This is a genomic window from Paenibacillus sp. FSL R5-0908 (assembly GCF_038006245.1).
Taxonomy (GTDB): Bacteria; Bacillota; Bacilli; order Paenibacillales; family Paenibacillaceae; genus Paenibacillus_AQ; species Paenibacillus_AQ odorifer.
In genome coordinates, this window is sequence record NZ_JBBOUV010000001.1 from 3545781 (window position 1) to 3562421 (window position 16641).

The window sequence follows — 16641 nt, forward strand, 5'->3', positions numbered from 1 at the left end:
TGCAACCTATCACTTCCGGTCTTCGTTTGAGAAGATGAAGAGTGGAGGTGTTAATAGGATGCGTAAGATAATTATTGGTTGGATATGGATTCCCGTTGTTATTTTGTTAATCAGTGGCTGTTCAGAGGCTCAACAAGCGAATAAGGAGCCGGTTCCAACTCCTGTGATTAGTTCAGAACCACAAATTTTAGCTTCTACGAACCCCGCAATGGATGATCCAGGCGCGGTTAAGACTTTCTTATCAGCTCAGAAGATTCCTAACGGAGATATTTATCTGCAAGATAACAAGGTTCATATTAATATTGTAGGTTTGAACTCGGAGATTGAGCAAAGCCTTGCTCAGACTTTCACTGCTGGTACTTATGAGCTTCATGATGTGAAATATACGATGCAAGAGTTATTAGCTGCTCAAGAATTGTTGCATGAACAAGAACTATACCAGAAACTGAATCTCTACGGCTCTAGTGTAGATACGATTGGTAATAAAGTAACTATTACCATTCCGTCTGATGATGCGGAAGCAGCTAAGCTTGAAATTGAGAAGTGGATCGATCCAAAGATGTTGACCTATGATATTTCAGAAATTGGTGATCCGCATGTAGTAGGTACAATCGTTGATATCGATACTAAACAGGCGAAGCGGATTCTAATCCTTGAACCTGGTAACGAAGATCCATCTTACTGGTTCACTTTCAATGCGAAATCTGAAATGTTTAATGAAGCTGGAGAGACCATCAGCTTTAAGGATTTGCAGGTTGGACAGCAGGTTAAGTTATGGAATACAGGGATGGTGCTGGAATCTTTTCCCGCGCTTGCGAGTGTGCGGAGGATGGAGCTAGCAGTTACTGAATAATCTAATAGACCCGTCAACAGGTAGCAAGTGCTCCACGCATTTGAACTGTAGATGGAAAGTGAGGGTGCTCTAACCCTCACTTTTTTTCTTAATTAGGTATAGTATACTTTTTCTACTTTATATAATGTATGCTCGATTGTTGGACAGAGATTGGCATCTACTTTGTAATATTTAACTCGGAAATATAAACTTTTCAAAAAGTTCTTTATATTATTTTTTTGTTTAAAGGCAGGAAGAAATTCTGGATTTTTCTCCACAGCACCAAAACTTCGAATCCATTGCTCTACATAAGTCTGACTAAGCATTTTTCTATCTAAAACACTCATTATGGATCTTACCATTCGCTCATCTTCCCCATCGGAGTATATTCGATCTGTTATGGTCATCTTTTCGTAAACCAAATTGAGGATAGTTATGAGGTCATTTTTATCCAGTTCGGAGCATTGAGCCAATTCATCTAAAGTATCTGCTGCATGGGCTATAGCATGAGCCCAGCCTTTTTCTTCGTCATACCCCCGGTAATCCCGCTCATTTTGCACACTGCAAAATACCTTCTCCTTTATCTGATGAATTTGCTCTCTTGAGAGAAATGGTGATTCTTTATGCCTCATGAAGAGGAGTGGGATAACTAGCATAGAGAAAGATCTGGTAAAGACAGAGTCTGTATTGGTTTCACCAAGCTTAAAATGCAAATGGTTTTTATCCAAGATAACGGGTATAAGTTGTTCCAGTTCGTTTGTAGTTAGAGAATTACCTGGGATCCAATGTGATAAGGTTGTATAAATTAGCTCATCCCGTAGTTGGGCATCTACAGAACCAATGTTATTTATCATTTCTAGTACCAACTGGAAGGTATCGGGAGGTGCTTCGTAATCATTTTCTTTTATACATATCAATGTTTCTTTTAAATTCATTTCATATGCTCCTATTTCCAGTGTGAATTATTTTCTAATACCGGATGGTGTAGTTCCTTTATATTGCTTAAACAGCTTGGTAAAATAATTAGGATTGTCGCAGCCCACTCGTCCAGCAATCTCCGTTACAGTAAAATCTGTCTCCAGCAGCAGTCGTTCTGCTTCATTTACGCGGCAAAGATTAACATAATCGATGAAGGTTCGTCCGGTGAGCTTCTTAAAGGTTTTGCAGAAATGGTATGGATTTAGATTAACGGATCTCGCGGCGCTTTCAATGGTCATTTTCTCATCAAAATGGTTCTCCATGTACTCCAGCAGTGGCTTAAAACGCTCACGATTGAAGGATTGACGTTCATTTGTTCTGCCAGAAACCTGCTCAGGCAAAAAGGTACGGGAGAGCAATACAAAAAGCAGATGAAGTTGATTTTTGATGATCAGCTGAAATGCAGGACCTTTCTGATGCACTTCATCCACGATAGTGTCCAGAAGAGAGTAATAAGTAGAACAGGTTGGAACTAGTGCCGCTGGTTTAACTGGTAGCTGATATCGATTCTCCAAATAGGGAGCTACGAATTGTTCATGTTGAGGATCTTGCTTCCAATCTTTAAATAAAGAACTGTGAAATACGACGGATATAAATCGGACATGATCATCCTGCAGACTATATCCAACGTGCAAACCTCCAGAAGGAACAAACAAAACCTCTCCGGGATGCAGTTCGTAAGGTTTGCTGTCGATGTGGAAAATGGCGCTGCCTGCTTGCATGATAATGATTTCGAAATGCTCATGCCAGTGTAGAAAAAGAATATTCTGGCCGATTTTCGCATGTCTGCATTCATTAAAAAACAATCGAAACGGATAGGTGTTTCCTTCTAATTGAGGGTATTCTTTAAGATCATTAGGATAGCTCAATATTTATTCAACTCCCACAATATACGACTATATAAACACAATATAATAAGAGTTTTAAGCTCAAATGCAGTATATACTCGGGTTATAGAACTTACTATAAACCAATATTGGAGTGGTACACAAGATGAAGGATACAATGCGTATAGGCACATTAGTTGGTGGCGGAGATGCTGTTAGAGTAATTCCGCAAATCGTAGGTCATGGCTTCGAATCTTTTAGCTTAACCTTCTGGCAGACTACAGGTGAAACAGATCTTGTGGAAACTGGTAAGCGTGTGCAAGAACTTGCGGCAAAACATGATTTTGTGATTTCATCGGTTGGCATCTTTGGCAATCCTTTGACGAATACGGGTGACAATTCCGATGCATTAGCGAGCTGGGAGCGGCTTATTGATCATGCTCATGTATTTGGTACTGATATGGTATCAGGATTCACGGGACGACTACCAGGAGTGTCCATTGATGAATCGATTCCGAAGTTTGCCGAGGTATTTGGTGAGCTGACCAAAAGAGCAGCAGATCGCGGAGTAAGAATTGCTTTTGAGAACTGTTCCATGGATGGCAATTGGACATCAGGGGACTGGAATATCGCTCATCATCCAATAGCCTGGGAAAAGATGTTTAACGCTGTACCTGCTGACAATATGGGACTCGAATGGGAGCCCTGCCATCAGATGGTGCAGCTGATTGATCCGATTCCACAGCTGCGCAAATGGACAGATAAGATCTTCCATGTACACGGCAAGGATGCCACCATCGCTTGGGATATTGTAAAAGAATATGGAATCCACGGCCCGAAACCTTATGTATGGCACCGTACTCCGGGTTTTGGTGATACGAACTGGACGGATGTTATCTCCATTTTGCGTCAGGCTGGTTATAAAGGCACCATTGATATTGAAGGTTGGCATGATCCTGTCTATCGGGATGAACTGGAAATGATGGGTCAAGTACATGCCTTGAACCATTTAAAACAATGCCGCGGGGGCAGCTTTGTGCCTAATCCGCTTTAATAAGTCAGGGGGAGAAATATGACAGCAGAGTACCGTGTAGCGGTTGCAGGTTGCGGAGGAATGGCTAACGCATGGATTGAATACGCTTTATTGCGTCCAGATACTAAGATCGTTGCTCTAGTAGATATAAGGTTGGAATCGGCTGAGGCGATGGCTGCGAAGCATGGGATTTCATGTCTGACGTTTACGGATATTAAGCAGGCGATTCAGGAGACCGCAGCAAATCTCGTCTTTGACGTTACCGTTCCCGGAAGTCATTTCAATATTTCTAGCACTGCATTGGAACTTGGGTGTAATGTGTTTAGTGAGAAACCGTTAGCTGAGACTATGGAGGAATGTAATAAGATAGTTGAGATCTCGGAACGGACTGGAAATGCTCATGCTGTGATGCAGAACCGCCGTTATGATCCTCGTATTCGTTCTTTAAGAAAAATCATAGAATCAGGAATGATTGGTAGAACAGGATTTATCGGTGCAAGCTTTTTCCTTGGGGCTCATTTCGGGGGATTCCGTGATGTTATGAAAAGTCCGTTGCTGCTGGACATGGCGATTCATACCTTCGACCAGGCCCGGTATATTAGTGGTGCGAACCCTGTGTCCGTATATTGCCAGGAGTTTAATCCTCCCGGTTCATGGTATGAAGGGAATGCTTCGGCAGTGTGCATTTTCGAGATGTCCGACGGTTCAATATTTACCTATCAGGGATCTTGGTGTGCAGAAGGTGCATCCACGTCATGGGAAGCTTCTTGGCGGGTTAACGGGGAGAAAGGAACCGCAATCTGGGATGGTCATGAGCTGCCATATGCTGAGGTAGTTGCTGCAGGAGATCAGAGCGATAAGTTCATTCGTGACGTAAAGCGTGTAAATGGTGAAAACGTTGAGATGAGTAAAACATTCCATCACGGGTGTTTGGATGAGATGTTCTTGTCATTGGCAGAGCAACGTCCTGCAGAGACGAATTGTAGAGATAATCGGTATAGTATGGCAATGGTGTTCGGAGCGCTGGAAAGTGCTGAATCTGGCCGGAAAATCGATCTAATGGAGTTCTGAGATTGACTTCTGTTACTACAATCGCCAACAAGGAGATCAAAATGAATATTAGAGCTTACCGAGAATCGGATCTTAGTCAAATTGTCTCATTGTTCTACGAAACAGTTCATTACGTAAACAAACAAGACTACTCACAGGAACAGCTGGATGCTTGGGCACCTAAAGAGGAAGAGGCACTTAAGCTTAATACTTGGAGAGCTTCTTTACCTCAAAATATCACTTATGTAGCCGAAATTGATAATATTATTGTGGGCTTTTCTGATATGACAGCAGAAGGACATTTGGATCGATTATATGTTCACAAAGATTACCAAGGGCAAGGTGTAGCCTCTGCATTGGTGAATAAGCTTGAATTGAAAGCAAAAGAACAGAGTCTTTATGAAATGGATACCGAAGCAAGCATCACTGCTAAACCTTTTTTTGAACGACTGGGATACCAGGTTATTGCGAAACAAAGTGTAGAGCGAAAAGGTATTCTGTTGGTCAATTATAGGATGAGCAAAAAAATAATGTAATTCAAAAAAGCAGGTTGCTCATTAGAGCATTCTGCTTTTTATGATAAGAAGGATATTCAGATTCACCCATCAATCAAGTTCATTAATGCTACAGTATCAAATCGATCCCCTTGCACTAACCATTTACCGTCCACATCAAAGAGAGTCAATATACCTTCCAAAGGCACACGTTTACTTTCTTTGTCATCCTTATCCAATAAAACAAGATCCACCGTATATTTTAACTCGATAATATCTTTTTTTTGTTCGGAAAGGTTGAATTTTAGGTTTTCCGGTTTTAAAGAAAGCTTTTGTGTATCAGCGATTTTAAATGGGATAGTTGTAATTCGGTTCGCTATAGCCTTTTCGGAAAAGTATTCTGTAAAATACGGTTTCATCTCTTCATTTCGCGCAAGAATGGATTCATCAGACATTAAATCCTCAGAAGCCTTGACGGTATATTCTACATTTTTATATTTCTCTGCGGCTTTAGTAGCATCATCTACTTCTGAACTACATCCCATAATTAACGCCAGGGATATTAATATCATGCTTAATATCAACGGCGATTTACGCATTAGTACACCCCCAATGTATTTGATCTTGCATTATTATACTTGTATTACCATGTTGTGGTTTCATAATTTCAAGAAGAAAATGATTCAAATCCCTAAATATGGTATGGTGTAAATATGATCGTAAATTTGAGGAGATTAAACTAAAAAGTAGCATCGAAAGGATTATTAAAATGAACACAACCTTAAAATTTACTCACGGGAATAAAGTAGGACTGATTGCTTGTTCAGATGGTGTGAGAGTAGAAAACCTAGCTAAAGTAGAGGAATTAAAAAGAGTTTTGCATTCATTTGGACTCCATGTAGTGGTGGCTAATACTTTGTTTAGAAAAGAGGGTTATTTCAGTGGCAATCCCCAGGAAAGAGCAGCGGAGCTGAATCAACTATTTAAAAATACTGAAATTAGCGCGATATTCGATATTTCAGGTGGGGATTCTGCCAATCAGATCTTAGAGTACATAGACTATGAAAGTATCCGAATGAACCCCAAACCCTTTTTTGGAATGAGTGATTTGTCCGTTATTTTGAACGCTTTATTTACGCAAAATAATTCGAAATCCTATCATTATCAGCTGATGAATTTAGTGTCTTCTGATGGGGCGGAGCAGCAATGGGCTTTTTATCGGACATTCTTCGAGGGTCAAAACGATCTTTACGATTTCCGGTATCATTGGGTTCGTGGTAACCAGATGAGCGGGATAGTAATCGGGGGGAATATTCGCTGTTTTTTAAAGCTGGCAGGGACAAGCTATTTTCCGGATCCTTCGGACAAAATATTATTGTTGGAGAGTTTAAGTGGCAGAGCTAACAAAATAGTCTCCTTTTTTGCTCAGCTCCAGCAATTGAAATATTTTGATGCTTGTGCTGGATTGATTCTAGGGTCATTTTCAGAACTAGAGAATTTTAATGAATTCCCGATAGTAGAAGAGTACGTGAAGGAAATTAGCCATTCCGCCTCCATTCCTATCATAAAGACAGCTGAGATTGGGCATGGCAGTAACAGTAAGTGTATTGTTGTGGGCGATAAAATCACTTTGTAAAAAAGGTGGAGTGTGCGATGGGCAAAATTCTTTGCTTCATATCTGATGATTTTGCGGATTTTGAGATTACCTTGGCACTACATAAGATTAGAAATGTTGGAAAAAAAGAAGTGTTATCCGTAGGATACAGTTATGAATCTGTAGTTAGCGAATCTGGTCTGACTTATCAACCTGATTTGGTCCTCAAAGAAGCAGTTAAGCTTAATGATATTGAAGGGCTAATTATTCCCGGAGGTCCGATTGTACATCAAAAACAGGATTTAACTGATCTGATAAACCATCTTGATCGAGAAGAGAAGATGCTGGCAGCCATATGTCATGGACCACAGTATTTAGGACGAGCGGGCATTTTAGACCATTGTAAATTCACTACTTCGTGTTCAGTGGAAAGAATCAGTAAACTTAATGTAGATGATCCATTTCCAAGAGACAATTATGTTGATAAGAGAGTAGTTAGAGATGAACATATCATTACTGCTAAAGGCCGTGCATTTGTTGATTTTTCATTTGAAATCTTTGATTATTTAGGGATTTATCAGGATCTAGATGAAGAAAAAGAACAATTTTTTAGGGATATTATGGATAAATAGCAGTGATAGATGATAAACAGGGAGAGTTGACGTGGAAACTAATTTAAACGAGAAGAAAAATGATTATAAACCATTAGGGGTATCAGGACTTGGGGGATGGTTGATTCTTGTACAAATCGGTCTTTATGAGCGAGTACATAATACATTTGTAAAGTAATTTAATAAAGTGATTTAAAGGAGGGGTATGATGTCAACCGATTATCTATCAAAAGAAGAATTGAAAGATGCGATTCATATGGCCTATCAGTCTCTTGATCAAGAATTTGATGGCATTGAGAACTCCCAAAGAGACAATCGTATGGAAGGGGTTGATCGTACCCCAGCAGAAATCATTGCTTATCAATTGGGCTGGTTGAATCTTGTTATGAAATGGGATAAGGATGAAAAAGCAGGGTTAACCGTTATTACACCTTCCCCGGATTATAAATGGAATCAACTTGGCGGATTATATCAATCGTTTTATCATACATATGCTGCCTACTCATTAGACGAGTTAAGATCTTTATTTCAAGAGACAGAACATCAGTGGCAGAACTGGATTGATTCTTTAAGTGATGAAGAACTTTTTACGCAAGGCGTGCGGAAATGGACAGGAAACAATCCAAGATGGCCTATGGTCAAATGGATTCATATTAATTCAGTAGCACCGTTTAAGACTTTTCGTTCTAAGATTCGAAAATGGAAAAAGCTTAATGTAACTAAGGAAGTATAAAAGGACGGATTATTTTTGAAGAAAATATCTATTATTGTAAGTACATTTATATTTTTGATTGCATTAAGCTCGATTATATTTGTCGTGGTAAACAACTCTGCAAAACCCATTAAAAGTCCTGAGAACATTGAACTAAAAGAGTTGGCGAATGGAAACAAAATACAAGTGGACTTCTCGAAGAAACCCACTGTATTCGTATTTTTCACCTCATGGTGTCCATATTGTAATGACGACGCTCCTAAGATTGTCTCATTGTATGAGAAATATAAAAATAGAGTGAACATATACGGAATCAATTTGCTTTATCAAGATGATCTTTCTGATGTAGAACAATACGTGGCGAATTACAACATTAAGTATCCCGTTCTCCTAGATGAAACAGGTGATCTCCATAAACAATTTGGTGAACAAGCTTTTCCTGCGTTGTTTTTTATAAACTCTGATGGCAAGGTTATGGATCAAATTATTGGCTCGACTGATTTTGACGCAATTGAGAGCTCGTTTAAGATTTTCATTAAAAACTATGATTAGTGTGAGATATATGAAATCAAAGAAACCCATAATCATCTTCGCATTTCTTTCATTTTTGCTTCTCACAACAACGATACTTTTGAACGATTTCGAACAATCGAGGGAGAGAGTTACTGAGTTCTTCGAAGATTTAAAAGACCAATCGAATCCCAAAGCTAGGAGGTTGAGATGAAGAAATTCATTATTGTAATTCTAGCCATAATTGCTGTATTGCCATTACATGCGGTCTCCGCGGATTGGGCCGGTTCGTTTGTTGTTTATTCAGGTGACATCTACGAAATATCAGACGATGAACTCATCCCCTCGGAAGAAATCGATAAGGAGATAGGGCATGTAACTAAATATTCCGATGAGGAAGGAACGTACAGGGGGAATTTCTCGAATATTTATCCTAAAGGTACGCCCTACTATTCAATTATCAATACCGATCCAAAAGATTACATTGCTATTAAGACCCAAGAGGGTATCTTTGTAAAAGCTTATAATAAAGGCCATTATCCCAATGATGAATTGGTTAAAAAAACGATTTGGATGTATTTCTTATTGGGGACATCGGTTATCGTCTTATTAATAATTTGGATAATGAAGCGGAAGAAAGCAGTGTTGTAGCTAGAACGGCGTGGTAAATTATTCAAACTCGAAGGGTGAATCTAGTGGATGAAGTATCAAATTTAATCAAAAAGTTATCATGGCACACACGCGAAGAGGAAAAGGAAGATGCAATAAAGAAGTTACAACATATAGAGGACGAAGATCTTCATTTGTTACTGCAGCCTATATCAAAAGACTATTGGGATGGAGCGGCTGAAACAGTCATACGTTTAGGATATCCACGTGTGAAAAGCATATTGCCGGGTTTGCTTGAATGGATACAAGATTTAAATTGGCCAGGTTCGCGGGAAATAGCTGATTTTTTACTTGAAATAGGTGATCCGATGATTCCATATGTTAAAGATGTACTAAATCAACACAGCGATGATCAAGAATGGGTGTACTGGATTTTTGAAGTATTAATTAATCATTGGAATACGGTACAAGTCCTACAGATACAAGCAGAATTAATTAAGATTTCACAGGAAAAAGCCAATGACCTATCGGCATTAAGAATCTTATTAACTCACGGTATATACGCAAAAGATGTGGTCTATGAAATAATCCAGCGCAAAAAAGATGTCCTTGTATTTGAACTCAAGGAACTTCATGATCCTCATCCTGAAATTGATTGCGAAGCTCTTCATAAAGAATTCTTAAATCAGCAGCCTAATGTAATTAAACAATTTCATGAGCACAATAAAGACCGGTTTTATATATGTAATGCGATATCTAACCGCCAAGAAGTTTTAAGAGAAATAGAAATTTTTACAGCTGAGTTTCTCACTTCATGAAGTTATCAAGCTTTACTGAAATAAATTGAAAGGAGACTTACCAGTGAACAACATCAAAGTGCTTCATTATGATGCTTTTTCGCCCTATCCGAACAAAGGAAATCCAGCTGGTGTAGTATTAGATGCGGCTCATTTGAGCGAAAGTGACATGCAATCGATAGCTCATAAGGTTGGTTTTAACGAAACAGTTTTTGTAGTCTCATCAGATGTAGCTGATTTAAGGCTTAAGTATTTTACGCCAGGCCATGAGATCAATCTTTGTGGACATGCTACAATGGCATCTTTATTCGCTTTAAAAACAAAAGGCATCCTTGGAGAGGCTAGCTCGGTAAAGATCGAAACAAACGTGGGAGTGCTACCCATTCAATTTAGTATGGACAACAATAATCACTTACTAATAAAAATGAAGCAAGATCATCCCGAGTTTATTGAATTTGACGGTGATAGAGGGAAGCTTGCACACGCAATTGGCTTATCAGTTGAAGAGTTAGATGGGGATATGCCGATGGTATATGGTTCTACTGGGGCATGGACGTTATTAGTTCCTATTAAGGATATTGATAGTTTTAGTAGAATGAAACCGTTAAACTCGTTGTTTCCGGAGATTTTAACGCAGCTTCCAAAAGCATCTGTACACCCCTTTTCGCTCCACACGCTTGATCCGCACGCTTTAATGCATGCCAGACATTTCTCATCTCCTTTTTCGGGAACCGTTGAAGATCCAGTAACAGGTACAGCATCGGGAGTTATGGGGGCTTATTATTTAAGATATATTGATTCGCACATGGACTCAATCCAATTTGATGTAGAACAAGGGCAAGAAATCGGTAGAGATGGGAAAGTAAATGTAGAAGTATACCGAAATGAATCCGGTGAAATGGATGTTTTTATTTCTGGAACTGCGGTGTTTGTGGGAGAGGTAGATTTAGGGAAATGATAAAATATTCTCAGCTTGGAGTGTACGGAGTCTTAGTGATACCCAGTTAGAAGAGTTACACCATATAGGGATCATATATAATGTTTTATTATTAGATGTGAACTTTGAGCTTAAGGCTGATGGTGACGGACAAGACTGATGGGGCACAATGGATAGAAATCAAACAATTAAACAATCTTGCTATAATCCCTTTTATGAAGAAAATAATGCTGGGTCATTATTAGAATTTTAATGATCTATGGAATGGAGGTAACTTCATGATTGAAATTGATTGTCTGGGAGAAATCTGTCCAGTACCAGTAATGATGTTAAAAAAACATCAAAAAGCCATTCAAAATGGCGAAAAGGTAATGCTCGTTACTGATCATAGCTGCGCAAAAGTTTCCATCACGGATTACTGTCGTGGTTCAAATTTGAAATGTACCATTCAAGAAGTCATTAATGGGGTATGGGAGATTACGATTGAGCTATAAGTTCAACATAATGTATCAATCAATGTCTTTTCTATATAACGAATTAATTGTTTCGTATCATTGTCACAACGCTGATTATGTTTTTTTACCATGTAGACATCGTTATTTACCTGGAACTGATCAATATGAATAATCTTGAGTTGTTTACTATACAACTCTTTTTTTATGGACATATAAGGCAGAAAGGCGACACCATGTCCTCTAATTGCTGCAAGCTTTACCGCCTCAAGGGAGTCCAGATTAAACAGTATATTTAGTTTAAGCTCCCCTGCAGATATGTTGTTCAAAGCCCTTTGCACACAATGAAGCTGTGAGGACCAGATTAACGGATATTTAGGGAGCTCATTCAGTGTGATTTTATCAGGACAAACGGTCGTACTGCTTGCCACTAGCATAACTTGATCAGAAAACACCATATTGGAGCTTAATTCAGATTTCGGGGAAGGCCCGGAAATAAAGCCAACATCACCTTCTTCAAGAAGCAAACGTTCTTCTACTAGTGACGATGCCCCTTCGTTTAGAGTGATATGGCAATTGGGAAAATGCTTTTTTACCTCATATAAGGTACATGGCAGTGCATAATTACAGACTTCTGGAATCGCATAAATAGACAGCTCATGTTGTGTTGGCTGTAAATGATTGATCTCTGTGACCATATCATCATACAACTTACAGATTTGCTCCGCATACTTCTCCGCTATAATCCCTGCTTCGGTTAGGCTGGCCCCTTTATTACTTCTCACAAAAAGCTCAGAACCTAAGGTATTCTCCCAGGATTTCAACTGCTGACTTAGTGCGGATTGGGTGATATGAGATTTCTGAGCGGCTTTAGATATACTTTTTAACGAAGCAATATCTAAAAATAATTTAAGCGTTTCCATATTCATACTTATTCCTCCTGTTGCCCGCTGTTAGTGCAAACTATAGCATACTTGATTACGCTCCATCTGTGCCATTAGTAACACTTATACAGCATAAAGAAAGCAGATAACCACAGCATAAATAAGTATGTTACTATTTTCACATAGTCAATTACATAAAACGATGGAGGTGTTAGACTATGGGGCAAACCGTAAGTCCCGAAACGAAATCAACCCGAACCAGAGCTCCTAGAAAACCTAAAAAGAGTCAGTTGCCCATCGCGTTGCTGGTCACAGTTCTCATTATTGGGTTTGGTTTTTTCCTAGACCATTCCCACGATAAAATGGTTGTCTACCTGCTTTTTGGTATTTCGTTTGGGGTTATTTTGCAACGATCACGTTTCTGTTTTACTGCATCACTTAGAGATCCATGTATTACAGGCAGCACATCGGTAACAAGAGCTGTACTGATAGCATTTTCTCTTGCTACGATCGGATTTACAGCCATAAAGTATCCAGCGTTTCTGGAAGGTAAACCGATTCCTGGGATGGACAATGTGGGTCAAATCAGTTTTGCTTTGATAATTGGCGCAGTATTATTCGGAATTGGCATGGTTATTGCAGGGGGTTGCGCTTCGGGTACATTGATGCGTGTAGGTGAAGGATTCACGATGCAGATGTTGTCACTTGTGTTTTTTGTCATTGGTTCACTTTGGGGATCACATGATATGGGTTGGTGGAGAGCTAACGTTATAAAGGATGCACCAACAGTATTTTTACCAGACGTCTTTGGTTGGCTTGGAGCACTAGTTGTTCAGTTCCTGATCATTCTTCTGTTGTACATCGCTGCAGTTAAATGGCAAGAGAAAAAGATGGGAAGCGCAGATTAGTTTAAGTTATTACGTGAATATTTTCACTATTGGGAATTCCAAAAAATATAAAAGGTGGTTTTTAAGATGGCTGAATTTACACTTGATTGCATGGGAGAAGCTTGTCCGGTACCGTTAATGAGAACAGAAAAGAAGATGACTGAACTAAATGTTGGAGACGTTCTAGTTGTTGCTATTGATCATAGCTGCGCAATGAAAAACGTACCAGAATGGGCGAGAAAACAGGGACATCATGTGGAAATCGAAGAGGTCGATGATGGCGAGTGGGAAGTTGTTATTGAGAAGGTAAAATAGGATCGCTGAGTAGGAAAGGACGGTGAATGAAACGGTGAACGAATTCTGGTTGAAGATATCGTCTAACCGCTTTTACAAGCAATTGCTCAAAGAACCGTTTACTTATGTAACTGGAGCTGTACTTCTCGCTGTGTTCGCTACAGCACATCTGGCTGTTTTCACAAAAGGATGGGGAGTAACCAGCGCCTTCGCGGACTGGGGAGCTTGGGCGTATCGACTGGTAGGAGGAAATGTAGATAACTGGGCTTACTTTAGTACGGAGAAAGCTCAAAAAACATTATCTTCCGGATTTTTAAATGATGGTGGGTCCATTCGAAATGTTGGGATTATCTTAGGTGCATTAGCGGCGACATTGTTTGCTTCCGAGTTCAAGCTGAAGAAAATCAAGTCCAAAAAGCAAGTAGTGGCGGCAGTACTTGGTGGGTTGCTCATGGGGTACGGAGCTAGACTGGCTAATGGATGTAATATAGGTGCATTATTTACGGCTATAGCTTCTTTATCGCTTTCAGGCTGGATTTTTGGATTGTTCCTGCTGGTTGGTGCATTTATAGGCAGTAAATTATTAGCCAAATTCTTTATGTAAAAGTGAAATAGGCTGAGCTTATAGTGCTGACGAGAGTCAGCCTATTTTATTGAAGTCATAGTTTACACAGGAGGGACAATTGAAATGGAAAAGAAGACAGAACAGTATGATGTCGTCATTATCGGTGGCGGGGCTGCTGGATTAACAGCAGGGATCTATTGTGGACGTGCCAAATTGAAGACACTCCTTTTGGAAAAATCGCTGGTAGGCGGTCTTGCGACTTATACTAATGAAATAGAAAATTATCCTGGTTTTCCTGAAGGAACGACCGGAACAGATCTTATGGGATTATTTCATAAACAAGCCAAAAAATTTGGTGTTGATTTCAAAATGACAGATGTCAAATCTGTCTCGGTAGCGGAAGAGATTAAAGTAGTGGAAACCTTTCGGGTTCGATATGAATGTAAAGTCATTATCATAGCCAGTGGAGGAAAACCAAGAATTACAGGTGCAGCTAATGAAGATATGTTCTTATATGATAAAGGGATTTCCTTCTGTGCAACCTGTGACGCTGCGGCAAATACGGGGAAAACAGTTATGGTCGTTGGCAGTGGTGATGCAGCTATTGAGGAAGGGATGTTTCTGACTAAGTTTGCAGATAAAGTGATCGTATCTGTCATGCATGATCATGGGAAAATGGATTGTAATGAAATTGCCAAAACGCAGGCACTAGAAAACCCTAAAATGGAATTCATGTGGAATACGGTGGTGAGTTCTTTCGAAGGTGAGGAACGTTTAAATTCCGTCGTCCTGAAAAATTTAAAAGCTAATGAACTGCAAAACGTAAAGGTCGATTCATGTTTCTTATTTATTGGATACACCCCGAACACAGAAATCTTATCAGGTGTAGTAGAGTTGAATCGTAATGGATATGTACGTATTAATGAGAAAATGGAAACGAATATACCTGGGGTTTTTGCAGCAGGAGATGTGTGCGATAAGTTTCTAAAACAAGTTGCTACCGCTGTTGGCGATGGTGCCATTGCAGGCTATGGTGCAGAGAAGTATATATCTGAATGTGAGGTGTATGAGCATCAAATTCTGAATCAAGGCAAAGCATCTGTTGTTTATTTATGGAATGCCACAGATCCTTCCTGTCGGGAGTTATTGCCTCTAATCGAAGGATTTGAGCAATCCCATTCGGATGTCAGGGTCACAAAGGTAGATGTATATAAGTCACCCGGACTTGCTGCCAAGCTGGGAATAGATTCAGTTCCTTCTATTGTTTATCTGGATAATGGGAAGGTTCAAAAAGTAATTACTCAAAAGATAAATGAAGAAATACTGAGTACTCTTGCTAATTAAGGAGAAAGTCAAAGACACATGCAGATGTTATCTCTGTAGGTGTCTTTTTTTATTCAAGCTTAAGGAATGTGGGACGAGCTAATGCAAGAGAGTGTCAAAGTATCAATAATAGTTGTTTTGTCATATATTTTTGAAAGCGCTTAAACCTTATGATTATTTTATAAATGTTGCAACTATAGCGGAGGGAGAAAGGACATTAATTATCTGTACATATCTTTAAAATCATCACAAGGAGGATTCACCTATGGCGAACGCAAGCGTCGCACCAGACAAGAGATCCGGACCGAATCTCAACAAGCAACGAACTAGCGGGATCAGACGCTTTTTTAAGCAAATAGATCTACAGCTTATGGTATTACCAGCACTTGTTCTAGTTTTTATTTTTGCCTATATCCCCATGTACGGGATTCTAATTGCATTTCAGGATTACAAGTTAGGAAATAGCTTTATTAGCAGTGACTGGGTTGGCTTAAAGCACTTTATTTACTTCTTTAATGCTCCTGAATTTGAAGTGGTTATGAAAAATACAATCATCATCAGCTTACTGAAGTTTTGTTTTGGATTTCCTGCACCGATTATTTTGGCGTTAATGCTGAACGAAGTCCGTAAAATGTTCTTTAAACGGGTTATTCAGACCGTTACTTACTTGCCTCACTTCTTATCTTGGGTAGTTATCGGCTCGATGGTTACGTCGATGTTATCCGTAGATAACGGTAGCATAAATATGCTGCTTGAGAAATTGAAATTCATTGATGAACCGATCAACTTCCTTTCCATGACAGAATATTTCTGGGGCATTTTAGTTACAACCAATGTATGGAAAGAAATTGGATTTGCTTCAATCGTCTACTTAGCTGCCATTGCTGGTATTGACCCGCATTTATACGAAGCGGCTTCGATGGATGGTGCAAGTCGGTTTAAACAGATATATTTGATTACGTTGCCTTCAATTATGCCAGTTGTAATCATCTTTATGATTTTGGCAATCGGTAATCTGGTGAATGCAGGATTCGAAGATATTTTGATCCTAGCTTCCAATCCAGCTCTGCGAGAAGTGTCAGATTCAGTTGATGTATATGTTGTACGTGTCGGTATAGACAATTTCAGGTACTCCTATGCGACTGCTATCGGATTGTTCAAGGCCGTGATCAGCGTGACATTACTTACCTTTGCCAACTTCATTGCCAGAAGAGCAGGGAACAGCTTGTGGTAATGAATTACTCAATATAGG

The 16641-nt window shown here is 39.4% G+C and carries 22 protein-coding genes; 18 read left to right on the forward strand and 4 right to left on the reverse strand.

Annotated elements, in window-relative coordinates:
* Nucleotides 1–58 precede the first annotated feature (58 nt).
* Nucleotides 59–853 (forward strand): hypothetical protein, encoded by a 795-nt coding sequence (locus MKZ09_RS16195; protein WP_076205896.1) that lies wholly within the window; start codon nucleotides 59–61, stop codon nucleotides 851–853.
* 92 nt (nucleotides 854–945) lie between these two features.
* Here the strand turns inward: MKZ09_RS16195 and MKZ09_RS16200 are convergent, their stop codons facing one another.
* Together MKZ09_RS16200 and MKZ09_RS16205 are read right to left on the reverse strand one after the other, a co-directional pair.
* The gene (locus MKZ09_RS16200; protein ID WP_076205898.1) at nucleotides 946–1767 is read right to left on the reverse strand and encodes a DUF2785 domain-containing protein; all 822 of its coding nucleotides are present in this window, start codon (nucleotides 1765–1767) and stop codon (nucleotides 946–948) included.
* Between the two features lie 27 nt (nucleotides 1768–1794).
* Nucleotides 1795–2679, reverse strand: coding sequence for a helix-turn-helix domain-containing protein (locus tag MKZ09_RS16205; RefSeq protein WP_076135128.1), 885 nt, complete (start codon nucleotides 2677–2679; stop codon nucleotides 1795–1797).
* A 124-nt stretch (nucleotides 2680–2803) separates the two neighbouring features.
* On the opposite strand from MKZ09_RS16205, the gene MKZ09_RS16210 reads away from it, so the two are divergent.
* From MKZ09_RS16210 to MKZ09_RS16220, 3 genes are read left to right on the forward strand one after another with little or no spacing between them, the layout of a single operon-like run.
* Nucleotides 2804–3691, forward strand: a complete 888-nt coding sequence (locus MKZ09_RS16210) for a sugar phosphate isomerase/epimerase family protein (RefSeq protein WP_076129303.1) — start codon at nucleotides 2804–2806, stop codon at nucleotides 3689–3691.
* A gap of 18 nt (nucleotides 3692–3709) precedes the next feature.
* Complete coding sequence (locus MKZ09_RS16215; protein ID WP_076205901.1) at nucleotides 3710–4741, forward strand: Gfo/Idh/MocA family protein; 1032 nt, start codon at nucleotides 3710–3712, stop codon at nucleotides 4739–4741.
* A gap of 41 nt (nucleotides 4742–4782) precedes the next feature.
* The gene (locus tag MKZ09_RS16220; RefSeq protein WP_076205991.1) at nucleotides 4783–5256 is read left to right on the forward strand and encodes a GNAT family N-acetyltransferase; all 474 of its coding nucleotides are present in this window, start codon (nucleotides 4783–4785) and stop codon (nucleotides 5254–5256) included.
* Nucleotides 5257–5318: 62 nt separating this feature from the next.
* On the opposite strand, the gene MKZ09_RS16225 is transcribed toward MKZ09_RS16220, so the two are convergent.
* Complete coding sequence (locus MKZ09_RS16225) at nucleotides 5319–5813, reverse strand: hypothetical protein (protein WP_076205903.1); 495 nt, start codon at nucleotides 5811–5813, stop codon at nucleotides 5319–5321.
* 170 nt (nucleotides 5814–5983) lie between these two features.
* Between MKZ09_RS16225 and MKZ09_RS16230 the strand changes: the two genes are divergently transcribed.
* The 9 genes from MKZ09_RS16230 to MKZ09_RS16270 all read left to right on the forward strand — a co-directional run bounded on the left by MKZ09_RS16230 (nucleotide 5984) and on the right by MKZ09_RS16270 (nucleotide 11478).
* Nucleotides 5984–6850 (forward strand): S66 family peptidase, encoded by an 867-nt coding sequence (locus tag MKZ09_RS16230; RefSeq protein WP_076205993.1) that lies wholly within the window; start codon nucleotides 5984–5986, stop codon nucleotides 6848–6850.
* A 17-nt stretch (nucleotides 6851–6867) separates the two neighbouring features.
* The gene (locus MKZ09_RS16235) at nucleotides 6868–7440 is read left to right on the forward strand and encodes a DJ-1/PfpI family protein (RefSeq protein ID WP_076135123.1); all 573 of its coding nucleotides are present in this window, start codon (nucleotides 6868–6870) and stop codon (nucleotides 7438–7440) included.
* A 31-nt stretch (nucleotides 7441–7471) separates the two neighbouring features.
* Nucleotides 7472–7597, forward strand: a complete 126-nt coding sequence (locus MKZ09_RS16240; RefSeq protein ID WP_256719225.1) for a hypothetical protein — start codon at nucleotides 7472–7474, stop codon at nucleotides 7595–7597.
* A gap of 27 nt (nucleotides 7598–7624) precedes the next feature.
* Nucleotides 7625–8152 (forward strand): ClbS/DfsB family four-helix bundle protein, encoded by a 528-nt coding sequence (locus MKZ09_RS16245; protein ID WP_076135120.1) that lies wholly within the window; start codon nucleotides 7625–7627, stop codon nucleotides 8150–8152.
* Between the two features lie 15 nt (nucleotides 8153–8167).
* Nucleotides 8168–8683 carry a TlpA family protein disulfide reductase gene (locus tag MKZ09_RS16250; RefSeq protein ID WP_051491011.1) on the forward strand — a complete coding sequence of 172 codons (516 nt, stop codon included), beginning with the start codon at nucleotides 8168–8170 and terminating at the stop codon, nucleotides 8681–8683.
* Between the two features lie 168 nt (nucleotides 8684–8851).
* Entirely contained in the window at nucleotides 8852–9292 is a 441-nt protein-coding gene (locus MKZ09_RS16255; protein ID WP_179088899.1) for a hypothetical protein, read from the forward strand.
* A 44-nt stretch (nucleotides 9293–9336) separates the two neighbouring features.
* Nucleotides 9337–10068, forward strand: coding sequence for a DUF5071 domain-containing protein (locus MKZ09_RS16260; RefSeq protein ID WP_076205906.1), 732 nt, complete (start codon nucleotides 9337–9339; stop codon nucleotides 10066–10068).
* 43 nt (nucleotides 10069–10111) lie between these two features.
* Nucleotides 10112–11005 (forward strand): PhzF family phenazine biosynthesis protein, encoded by an 894-nt coding sequence (locus MKZ09_RS16265; protein WP_076205909.1) that lies wholly within the window; start codon nucleotides 10112–10114, stop codon nucleotides 11003–11005.
* Nucleotides 11006–11262: 257 nt separating this feature from the next.
* Nucleotides 11263–11478, forward strand: coding sequence for a sulfurtransferase TusA family protein (locus tag MKZ09_RS16270; RefSeq protein ID WP_076105587.1), 216 nt, complete (start codon nucleotides 11263–11265; stop codon nucleotides 11476–11478).
* A 2-nt stretch (nucleotides 11479–11480) separates the two neighbouring features.
* Here MKZ09_RS16270 and MKZ09_RS16275 read toward each other — a convergent pair whose 3' ends face one another.
* On the reverse strand, nucleotides 11481–12365 hold the full coding sequence (locus tag MKZ09_RS16275; protein WP_076135116.1) for a LysR family transcriptional regulator: 885 nt from the start codon (nucleotides 12363–12365) through the stop codon (nucleotides 11481–11483).
* 173 nt (nucleotides 12366–12538) lie between these two features.
* On the opposite strand from MKZ09_RS16275, the gene MKZ09_RS16280 reads away from it, so the two are divergent.
* The 5 genes from MKZ09_RS16280 to MKZ09_RS16300 all read left to right on the forward strand — a co-directional run bounded on the left by MKZ09_RS16280 (nucleotide 12539) and on the right by MKZ09_RS16300 (nucleotide 16623).
* Nucleotides 12539–13228 (forward strand): YeeE/YedE thiosulfate transporter family protein, encoded by a 690-nt coding sequence (locus MKZ09_RS16280; protein ID WP_076135115.1) that lies wholly within the window; start codon nucleotides 12539–12541, stop codon nucleotides 13226–13228.
* 66 nt (nucleotides 13229–13294) lie between these two features.
* Nucleotides 13295–13522, forward strand: a complete 228-nt coding sequence (locus MKZ09_RS16285) for a sulfurtransferase TusA family protein (RefSeq protein ID WP_076135112.1) — start codon at nucleotides 13295–13297, stop codon at nucleotides 13520–13522.
* A gap of 22 nt (nucleotides 13523–13544) precedes the next feature.
* On the forward strand, nucleotides 13545–14105 hold the full coding sequence (locus MKZ09_RS16290; protein WP_256719226.1) for a YeeE/YedE thiosulfate transporter family protein: 561 nt from the start codon (nucleotides 13545–13547) through the stop codon (nucleotides 14103–14105).
* 84 nt (nucleotides 14106–14189) lie between these two features.
* Nucleotides 14190–15410: an FAD-dependent oxidoreductase gene (locus tag MKZ09_RS16295; protein WP_076205912.1), complete on the forward strand. Its 1221-nt coding sequence runs from the start codon at nucleotides 14190–14192 to the stop codon at nucleotides 15408–15410.
* Nucleotides 15411–15654: 244 nt separating this feature from the next.
* Nucleotides 15655–16623: an ABC transporter permease gene (locus tag MKZ09_RS16300; RefSeq protein WP_076129315.1), complete on the forward strand. Its 969-nt coding sequence runs from the start codon at nucleotides 15655–15657 to the stop codon at nucleotides 16621–16623.
* Nucleotides 16624–16641: the final 18 nt, after the last annotated feature.

Bases quoted from the DNA above. Each gene is read 5' to 3' on its own strand.
- MKZ09_RS16195 (WP_076205896.1), top strand. From the start codon at position 59: ATGCGTAAGATAATTATTGGTTGGATATGGATTCCCGTTGTTATTTTG.
- MKZ09_RS16200 (WP_076205898.1), bottom strand. From the start codon at position 1,767: ATGAATTTAAAAGAAACATTGATATGTATAAAAGAAAATGATTACGAA.
- MKZ09_RS16210 (WP_076129303.1), top strand. From the start codon at position 2,804: ATGAAGGATACAATGCGTATAGGCACATTAGTTGGTGGCGGAGATGCT.
- MKZ09_RS16215 (WP_076205901.1), top strand. From the start codon at position 3,710: ATGACAGCAGAGTACCGTGTAGCGGTTGCAGGTTGCGGAGGAATGGCT.
- MKZ09_RS16220 (WP_076205991.1), top strand. From the start codon at position 4,783: ATGAATATTAGAGCTTACCGAGAATCGGATCTTAGTCAAATTGTCTCA.
- MKZ09_RS16225 (WP_076205903.1), bottom strand. From the start codon at position 5,813: ATGCGTAAATCGCCGTTGATATTAAGCATGATATTAATATCCCTGGCG.
- MKZ09_RS16230 (WP_076205993.1), top strand. From the start codon at position 5,984: ATGAACACAACCTTAAAATTTACTCACGGGAATAAAGTAGGACTGATT.
- MKZ09_RS16235 (WP_076135123.1), top strand. From the start codon at position 6,868: ATGGGCAAAATTCTTTGCTTCATATCTGATGATTTTGCGGATTTTGAG.
- MKZ09_RS16245 (WP_076135120.1), top strand. From the start codon at position 7,625: ATGATGTCAACCGATTATCTATCAAAAGAAGAATTGAAAGATGCGATT.
- MKZ09_RS16255 (WP_179088899.1), top strand. From the start codon at position 8,852: ATGAAGAAATTCATTATTGTAATTCTAGCCATAATTGCTGTATTGCCA.
- MKZ09_RS16270 (WP_076105587.1), top strand. From the start codon at position 11,263: ATGATTGAAATTGATTGTCTGGGAGAAATCTGTCCAGTACCAGTAATG.
- MKZ09_RS16275 (WP_076135116.1), bottom strand. From the start codon at position 12,365: ATGAATATGGAAACGCTTAAATTATTTTTAGATATTGCTTCGTTAAAA.
- MKZ09_RS16280 (WP_076135115.1), top strand. From the start codon at position 12,539: ATGGGGCAAACCGTAAGTCCCGAAACGAAATCAACCCGAACCAGAGCT.
- MKZ09_RS16285 (WP_076135112.1), top strand. From the start codon at position 13,295: ATGGCTGAATTTACACTTGATTGCATGGGAGAAGCTTGTCCGGTACCG.
- MKZ09_RS16295 (WP_076205912.1), top strand. From the start codon at position 14,190: ATGGAAAAGAAGACAGAACAGTATGATGTCGTCATTATCGGTGGCGGG.
- MKZ09_RS16300 (WP_076129315.1), top strand. From the start codon at position 15,655: ATGGCGAACGCAAGCGTCGCACCAGACAAGAGATCCGGACCGAATCTC.